The sequence below is a fragment of the Paralimibaculum aggregatum genome (assembly GCF_030270585.1).
GTDB classification, from domain to species: domain Bacteria; phylum Pseudomonadota; class Alphaproteobacteria; order Rhodobacterales; family Rhodobacteraceae; genus Thermohalobaculum; species Thermohalobaculum aggregatum.
The window spans coordinates 59,826-66,218 of the sequence record NZ_BSYI01000026.1; the positions used below are offsets into that span (position 1 = coordinate 59,826).

The 6,393-nt window shown below is 75.3% G+C and carries 7 protein-coding genes and 1 pseudogene; 2 read left to right on the top strand and 6 right to left on the bottom strand.

All coding sequences use genetic code 11. The annotated features are described in order from the left end of the window. Positions 1-59: 59 nt before the first annotated feature. Positions 60-713, bottom strand: coding sequence for a trimeric intracellular cation channel family protein (locus QSJ97_RS15690; protein WP_285672799.1), 654 nt, complete (start codon positions 711-713; stop codon positions 60-62). Positions 714-879: 166 nt separating this feature from the next. Between QSJ97_RS15690 and QSJ97_RS15695 the strand changes: the two genes are divergently transcribed. Continuing rightward, positions 880-1,791, top strand: a complete 912-nt coding sequence (locus tag QSJ97_RS15695; RefSeq protein ID WP_285672801.1) for a substrate-binding domain-containing protein — start codon at positions 880-882, stop codon at positions 1,789-1,791. Between the two features lie 14 nt (positions 1,792-1,805). Here QSJ97_RS15695 and QSJ97_RS15700 read toward each other — a convergent pair whose 3' ends face one another. The 3 genes from QSJ97_RS15700 to QSJ97_RS15710 form a co-directional block, all read right to left on the bottom strand. Next, entirely contained in the window at positions 1,806-2,642 is an 837-nt protein-coding gene (locus tag QSJ97_RS15700) for an ABC transporter substrate-binding protein (protein WP_285672803.1), read from the bottom strand. Positions 2,643-2,714: 72 nt separating this feature from the next. Continuing rightward, a complete protein-coding gene (locus QSJ97_RS15705; protein ID WP_285672805.1) occupies positions 2,715-3,506 on the bottom strand; it encodes an ATP-binding cassette domain-containing protein in 792 nt (263 codons plus the stop codon). Further along, complete coding sequence (locus QSJ97_RS15710) at positions 3,499-4,206, bottom strand: ABC transporter permease (RefSeq protein ID WP_285672807.1); 708 nt, start codon at positions 4,204-4,206, stop codon at positions 3,499-3,501. The genes QSJ97_RS15705 and QSJ97_RS15710 overlap by 8 nt, the downstream gene beginning before the upstream one ends. A gap of 350 nt (positions 4,207-4,556) precedes the next feature. Between QSJ97_RS15710 and QSJ97_RS15715 the strand changes: the two genes are divergently transcribed. Continuing rightward, positions 4,557-4,766 (top strand): TOBE domain-containing protein, encoded by a 210-nt coding sequence (locus tag QSJ97_RS15715; RefSeq protein WP_285672810.1) that lies wholly within the window; start codon positions 4,557-4,559, stop codon positions 4,764-4,766. 356 nt (positions 4,767-5,122) lie between these two features. Here the strand turns inward: QSJ97_RS15715 and cobD are convergent, their stop codons facing one another. Both cobD and QSJ97_RS15725 read right to left on the bottom strand, forming a co-directional pair. Continuing rightward, the gene (gene cobD, locus QSJ97_RS15720) at positions 5,123-6,133 is read right to left on the bottom strand and encodes a threonine-phosphate decarboxylase CobD (RefSeq protein WP_285672812.1); all 1,011 of its coding nucleotides are present in this window, start codon (positions 6,131-6,133) and stop codon (positions 5,123-5,125) included. Positions 6,134-6,196: 63 nt separating this feature from the next. Next, positions 6,197-6,393, bottom strand: a pseudogene (locus QSJ97_RS15725) (hypothetical protein); the annotation flags it as partial.

Below are 6,393 nucleotides of genomic sequence, written 5' to 3' on the forward strand. Positions count from 1 at the left end.
GCTCTCCCGCGTCATGGTTAGCGCGGCGCGCGGCGCGCCGCCAGCCTGTCCTGAGCGGCTCATCCGGGAGGCTGCCGGCGCTGGCGCCAGAGCACGAGGAACCGCGCCGCCACCATCACGGCAAACGCGAGCATCTCCGCCGCCGGCGCCGGCAGCGGCCCGTCGAGCGCCATGAAGAGCGCCCCGCCCGCCAGCGAGACCGAGGCATAGAGATCCTCCCGCAGCACCAGCGGCGGCTGGCCGCAGAGCAGGTCGCGCAGGATCCCCCCGGTGACCCCGGTGATGCAGCCGAGCGCCACCGCCATGACCTCCGAGACGCCGGCCTGGCGGGCCACCGCGATGCCGACCAGGGTGAACAGCGCGAGCCCCAGCGCGTCGAGATAGAGCAGCAGCCGCAGCCGCTTGCCGGTGCCGCCCTCGACACGGTCGGCGAACAGGAAGACGCCGAGCCCGACCGGCGCCGCGGTCGCCAGATAGGTAATGTCGCGCAGCCAGAAGACCGGCGTCGCGCCGAGCAGCAGGTCGCGCACCGTGCCGCCGCCGAGCGAGGCCGCCGCCGCCAGCGCCACCGCGCCGAAGGCGTCGAAGCCGCAGCGCGCCGCCTGCAGCGCCGCCGAGGCCGCCAGCACCGCGGTGGCGATCACCGTCAGCACCGAGACGGTGAGCGAGAGCACCGGGATCAGCGCCCAGCCCTCCGCCGCGATCCCCTCCATGCCGCCCCTCCCTGCCGCGCGCCTTGCGCCAGCCTGCCCGAGGCACGGCGGCGCTGCCAAGCCCTGCCGCACCGGCGGGGTCTGGCGCGGGGCCGGGCATGGGGCCGGGCGCAAGGTCTGGCGCGGGGCCGGGCGGTCATGCCATTCTCGGCCGATGACGCAGGACATGGGCGAGAGCGGCGGCCCCCTCTATCTCACCACCCGGGAGGTGGCGGGGCTGCTGCGCGTGAAGGAGCGCAAGGTCTACGACCTCGCCGCGGCGGGGGAGATCCCGCATCGCCGGATCACCGGCAAGCTGCTGTTCCCGCGCTCGGAGATCCATGCCTGGATCGAGGGCGGCCACACCGCGCCCGCCGCGGCGGGGGCAGCGGCGGAGGGGCCGCGCCCGGCGGTGCTGGCCGGCTCGCACGACCCGCTGCTCGACTGGGCGGTGCGCGAGGCCGAATGCGGCCTGGCGACCCTGCTCAACGGCAGCCATGACGGGCTCGACGCCTTCGCCGAGGGCCGCGCCGCGCTGGCCGGGCTGCACATCCCGGAGGACCGGAACGGGGCGGCGGGCATGGGCTGGAACATCCGCAGCGTCGAGGCGCGCGGGCTCGGCGGCTGCGTGCTGATCGGCTGGGCGGCGCGCGCCCGCGGGCTGCTGCTGGCCCGCGGCACCGGGGCGGAGGTGCGGCGCCTCGCCGATCTTCGCGGCCGGCGCATCGTGCTGCGCCAGCCCGGCGCCGGGGCGGCGACGCTGATGCAGCGCCTGCTGGCCGAGGCCGGGCTCGGGCCGGCGGATTTCACCGCCGCCGCCGGGCTCGCCCGCACCGAGAGCGATGCCGCCGCCGCGGTGGCCTCGGGCGAGGCGGAGGCGGCGCTCGGCATCGAGGCGATGGCGCGCCAGTTCGACCTGCCGTTCCGGCCGCTGGTGGCCGAGCGCTTCGACCTGCTGGTCGACCGGCGGGCCTTCTTCACCCCGCCGGTGCAGCGGCTGATGGCGTTCGCCCGCGGGCCGCGCCTCGCGGAAAAGGCCGCAGCCATGGGCGGCTACGACCTTTCCGGTCTCGGCGCGGTGCGCTGGCTCTCGCCCTGAGCCGCGGGGCGGGGTCAGCCGCCGGCGTTGGGGAAGAAGAGCTGCTGGCCGTTCACCTCGAAGCCGGCGATCGCGGCCTGGCCCTCCTCCGAGAGCACCCAGTCGACGAACTGCTGCCCGAGATCGGCCTTCACGCTGGCATGCTTCTCCGGGTTCACCAGGATGATGCCATACTGGTTGAAGAGCCGCTCGTCGCCCTCCACCGCGATCGCATAGTCGCCCTTGTTGCCGAAGGCGATCCAGGTGGCGCGGTCGGTCATGATGTAGGCGCCCATGGCGGTGCCGGCGTTCAGTGTCGCGCCCATGCCGGAGCCGGTCTCGCGGTACCAGCCGCCGGAGGCTTCGGAGACGTCGATGCCGGCGGCCTTCCAGAGCCTGAGCTCGGCCTTGTTGGTGCCGCTGTCATCGCCGCGCGAGGCGAACGGGGCCTCGGCCTCGGCGATCCTGCCGAGCGCCGCGGTGACGTCGGTCATGCCCTTGATGCCGGCCGGGTCGGCGGGCGGGCCGACGATGACGAAATCGTTGTACATCACGTCGAAGCGCGCCACCCCGTGCCCCTCGGCCACAAATTTCTCCTCCGCCGGCCTGGCATGGACGAAGAGCACGTCGCCGTCGCCATTGGCCGCGTTCTTGATCGCCTGGCCGGTGCCGACGGCGACCACGCGGACCTCGATCCCGGTCTTGTCGGTGAAGATCGGCAGGATGTGGTCGAACAGCCCGGAATTCTGCGTCGAGGTGGTCGACTGCACGAGGATGAACTTGCCGTTCGCCGCCGCCGGGGTGCCGGGCGCGGCGAGCCCGAGGGCCAGAAGCCCCGCCGCCGCCAGGCCGAATAGCCGCCGTGTCATCATGGTCTCTCTCCTGTTGTCGGGAATGTCGTCTGGGGATGAATGGGGCCGCGGGCGCGGCCGCGCGCGCGGGGGTCAGACCGGGCGCAGCGGCGGCGGCCCGAGATAGATCCGGCCCGAGAGCCAGGCCCGCGCCGCCTCCGAGCGCGGCGCCTCGAGCACCCGGGCCGCGTCGCCCTGCTCGGCGACGCGCCCGGCATGGAGGAACACCAGGTCGTCGCCGATCCGCCGCGCCTGGCCGAGATCGTGGGTCACCAGCACCAGCGTGACGCCGCGGGCATGGGCCTCGGCGAGCTGCTCCTCGATCGCCATGGTGGAGGCCGGGTCGAGGCTCGCGGTGGGCTCGTCGAGCAGCAGCAGCTCGGGCTCGCAGGCCAGCGCGCGCGCCACCGCGAGGCGCTGCTGCTCGCCGCCGGAGAGCACCCGCGCCGGGCGCCGCGCCAGCTCCTCGAGCCGCGCCGAGGCCAGCGCCGCACGCTCCCGCTCGGCCCGCTCGGGCCCCGAGAGCCCGCGCACCGCCAGCGCGAAGCGCAGGTTCGCCCGCACCGAGCGGCGCAGCATCACCGGGCGCTGGAACACCATGGCCTGCGCCCGCCGCGCGGCGCGGTCGAGCGGGCGGCCCTGCCAGAGCACGGTGCCGGCGGAGGGCCGGATCAGCCCGTGCAGCAGCCGCAGCAGCAGGCTCTTGCCGGCGCCGTTGGCGCCCATGATCACCGTGCGCCGGCCCTCGCGGATCTCGAGGTCGATGCCGTCGACCAGCCGCCGCCCGCCGGCCTCGAAGGCGAGCCCGCGGGCCGCCGCCAGCACCGGCGCGGGCGCCGCCCCGACCGCCCCGGAGGGCGCGACATGGCAGGCCGCGTCACGCATAGGCGGCCCGCTGCGCCGAGACGCGCAGGGTCATCGCCAGCGCGTTGACCGCCACCGCCAGCCCGAGCAGCACCACGCCGAGCGCCAGCGCCAGCTGCAGGTTGCCCTTCGAGGTCTCGAGCGCGATGGTCGTCGTCATCACCCGGGTCACGTGGTTGATGTTGCCGCCCACGATGAACACCGCGCCGACCTCCGCCACCGCCCGGCCGAAGCCCGCCAGCGCCACGGTGAGCAGGCTGTAGCGCGCATCCCAGAGCAGCGCCGCCACCCGGTCGAGCGGCCCGACCCCGAGCGAGGCGAACTGCTCGGCATATTCGCGGTTGAGATCCTCCACCACCTGCCGGGTCAGCGCCGCGACGATCGGGGTCACCAGGATGGTCTGCGCGACGATCATTGCGGTCGGGGTGTAGAGCAGCCCGAGCACGCCGAGCGGCCCGGAGGCCGAGAGCATCAGGTAGACGATCAGCCCCACCACCACCGGCGGCAGGCCCATCAGCGCGTTGAGCAGCACCGTCACCGCGGTGCGGCCGGGGAAGCGGAAGGTGCCGACCAGCGCGCCCAGCGGCAGCCCGATCAGGCAGGCGATGCCGACCGCGGTCAGCGTCACCCGCAGCGACAGCCCGATGATCTCGATCAGGTCCGCATCCCAGGCCAGGATCAGCGCCACCGCCTCGCCCAGGATGCCGAAGAAGCCGTCCATCGCCGCGTTTCCTTCCCTTTTCCGGAAAGAAAACAGGAATTCGCAGGAAAATCCACCCCAAACTCGGGCCGGGCGGCCGGTTGTCGCGGTGCCGCGGCGCCGGGTGGAGGCGCATGAAATGCAAGCGTTTTTCCGCACCCGCCAGGCCCCGCCGGCAACCCGGCGGGGGGGCCCGTCAGGCTGGAGAATCGAAATAAATGCAGTGAAACGACACGAATCGCGTAAGGTTTCGCATCGACGCGGCGCTGCGCGGCGGCGGTCCTTGCCGGGCGCGCCGGCGCGGCCTGTCCCGGGGCCCGGCCGCCCCGCGAACCGCCCCCGGCGGCCACCTGCAAGTCATGGAGATAGTTATGAAAATCAGCGCACGCAACGTCATCAAGGGCACCGTCCTCTCGGTCAAGGAAGGCCCGGTCAACAGCCAGATCCGCGTCGATATCGGCGGCGGCAACACCATCACCTCGATGATCACCACCGAGGCCGCGCAGGAGCTCGGCATCGCCGTCGGCAGCGCGGTGCATGTCATCATCAAGGCCTCCGAGGTGATGCTTGGCACCGACTGAGGCCGACCCGCCGCGGCGCCGCGTTCGCGCGAACCCCTGGCGGTCCCGGCCGGTCCGCGGCCATGCGGAGGTTCGCCCCGAACCTCCGCCCCGAACCGCTGCCCAGAACCTCCGTCCCGAACCTCCGCGGGGCAATGCCGGCGGTCCCTGTGTTCCTCCCAGGGCGGAACATCTCGCCGGAACCTGCCGCCCGAACCGCCCGCAGGAACCCTCCGCCGACGCGCCTACCCGAACCGCACACCCGAACCGCCCGCCGGAACATCCGGGCGCGGCCTCCCGCAGGCTGGGGGGCCGCGGAACGGCGCGGCCGGGCGCAGCGCCGGATGGGTGGGTGGGGCCTGCGGGAGGCCGCGCCCTCAGCCGCCGGCGCCCGGGTCGGCCACCTTGAGCGCCGCGGCCAGCCGCGCCCATTCCGCCGCATCCCCCGGCAGGCCGAGCCGCAGCCAGTCCGGTGCATCGGCAAAGCGCCGGGTCCAGACATGCGCCGCGGCGAGCGCCCCGGCCACCTCCGCCGCCTGCCGCCTGCCGCTCGCGCAGAGCCGGAACAGCGCCGTGCCGCCGAGCGGGCGGAGCCCCGCCGCGGCGAGCATCGCGTCGAGCCGCACCGCCTCGCGCGCCAGCCGCGCCCGCGTCGCCGCCGCCCAGCCATGGTCGGACAGCGCCGCCGCCCCCACCGCCAGCGCCGGCCCCGAGACCGCCCAGGGCCCGGCCAGCGCCGCCAGCCGCGCCGCCGTCTCCGGTGCCGCCACCGCGAAGCCGAGGCGCAGCCCGGCCAGCCCGTGGAACTTGCCGAGCGAGCGCAGCACCACGGCGTTTCGCGGCACCCCGCCGGGCAGCAGCGAGAGCCCCGGCGCGACATCGGCGAAGCTCTCGTCGACCACCAGCAGCCCGACCGTGCCGGCCAGCGCGCGCAGCGTCTCCGGGGCATGGGCACGGCCGTCGGGATTGTTGGGATTGACCACCACGGCGGCCGCGGCGCCGGCGAGATCGGCCAGCGCCGGCACCTCCGCCGCCGCCCAGCCGGCCTCGGCGAAGGCGGCGCGGTGCTCGTTGTAGGTCGGGCCGAGGATGCGCGCGGTGCCCGGCGCGCCGAGCCGCGGCAGGAGCTGGATCGCCGCCTGCGCGCCCGCCAGCGGCAGGCAGGCGGCGCCCTCGGCGATGCCATAGGCGCGGGCGGCGGCGGCGGCGCAGGCCTCGCTGGCGGCGCGGCCGGGCAGGTCGCGCCAGGCGGCCTCCGGCAGGGCGGCGAGCGCCGCGGCGGCGGGCCAGGGGCAGCGGTTGATCCCGGTGGAGAGGTCGATCCAGTCCGCCGCGGCGCCGCCGTGGACCGCCCGTGCCGCGCCGATATCGCCGCCATGCTCGCGCATGATGTCTCCTCCAGATGATGCCGCGCCGATCCGTGCAATGGCGCTGCGCGCGGCGCAAGGGGCTCAGCCCGAGCGGAAGCCGAGCACCGGGCCGCCGGCCAGCGCCCGCAGCGCGCGCCGGGCCTCCTGCGGCGCGCCGCGGCCCGGCGCGAACAGCAGCGCGCGGGCCGGGCCGGTATGCGCCGCGGCGATGCCGAGCGCGCCGGTGGCCGCCACCACCTTGACGATGCTCTCGAGCCGGTGCGCCGCATCGCCCGGGT

Excerpts from the sequence above, each read along its gene's own strand:
- QSJ97_RS15690 (WP_285672799.1), bottom strand. The coding sequence starts at position 713 with ATGGAGGGGATCGCGGCGGAGGGCTGGGCGCTGATCCCGGTGCTCTCG.
- QSJ97_RS15695 (WP_285672801.1), top strand. The coding sequence starts at position 880 with ATGGGCGAGAGCGGCGGCCCCCTCTATCTCACCACCCGGGAGGTGGCG.
- QSJ97_RS15700 (WP_285672803.1), bottom strand. The coding sequence starts at position 2,642 with ATGATGACACGGCGGCTATTCGGCCTGGCGGCGGCGGGGCTTCTGGCC.
- QSJ97_RS15705 (WP_285672805.1), bottom strand. The coding sequence starts at position 3,506 with ATGCGTGACGCGGCCTGCCATGTCGCGCCCTCCGGGGCGGTCGGGGCG.
- QSJ97_RS15710 (WP_285672807.1), bottom strand. The coding sequence starts at position 4,206 with ATGGACGGCTTCTTCGGCATCCTGGGCGAGGCGGTGGCGCTGATCCTG.
- QSJ97_RS15715 (WP_285672810.1), top strand. The coding sequence starts at position 4,557 with ATGAAAATCAGCGCACGCAACGTCATCAAGGGCACCGTCCTCTCGGTC.
- cobD (WP_285672812.1), bottom strand. The coding sequence starts at position 6,133 with ATGCGCGAGCATGGCGGCGATATCGGCGCGGCACGGGCGGTCCACGGC.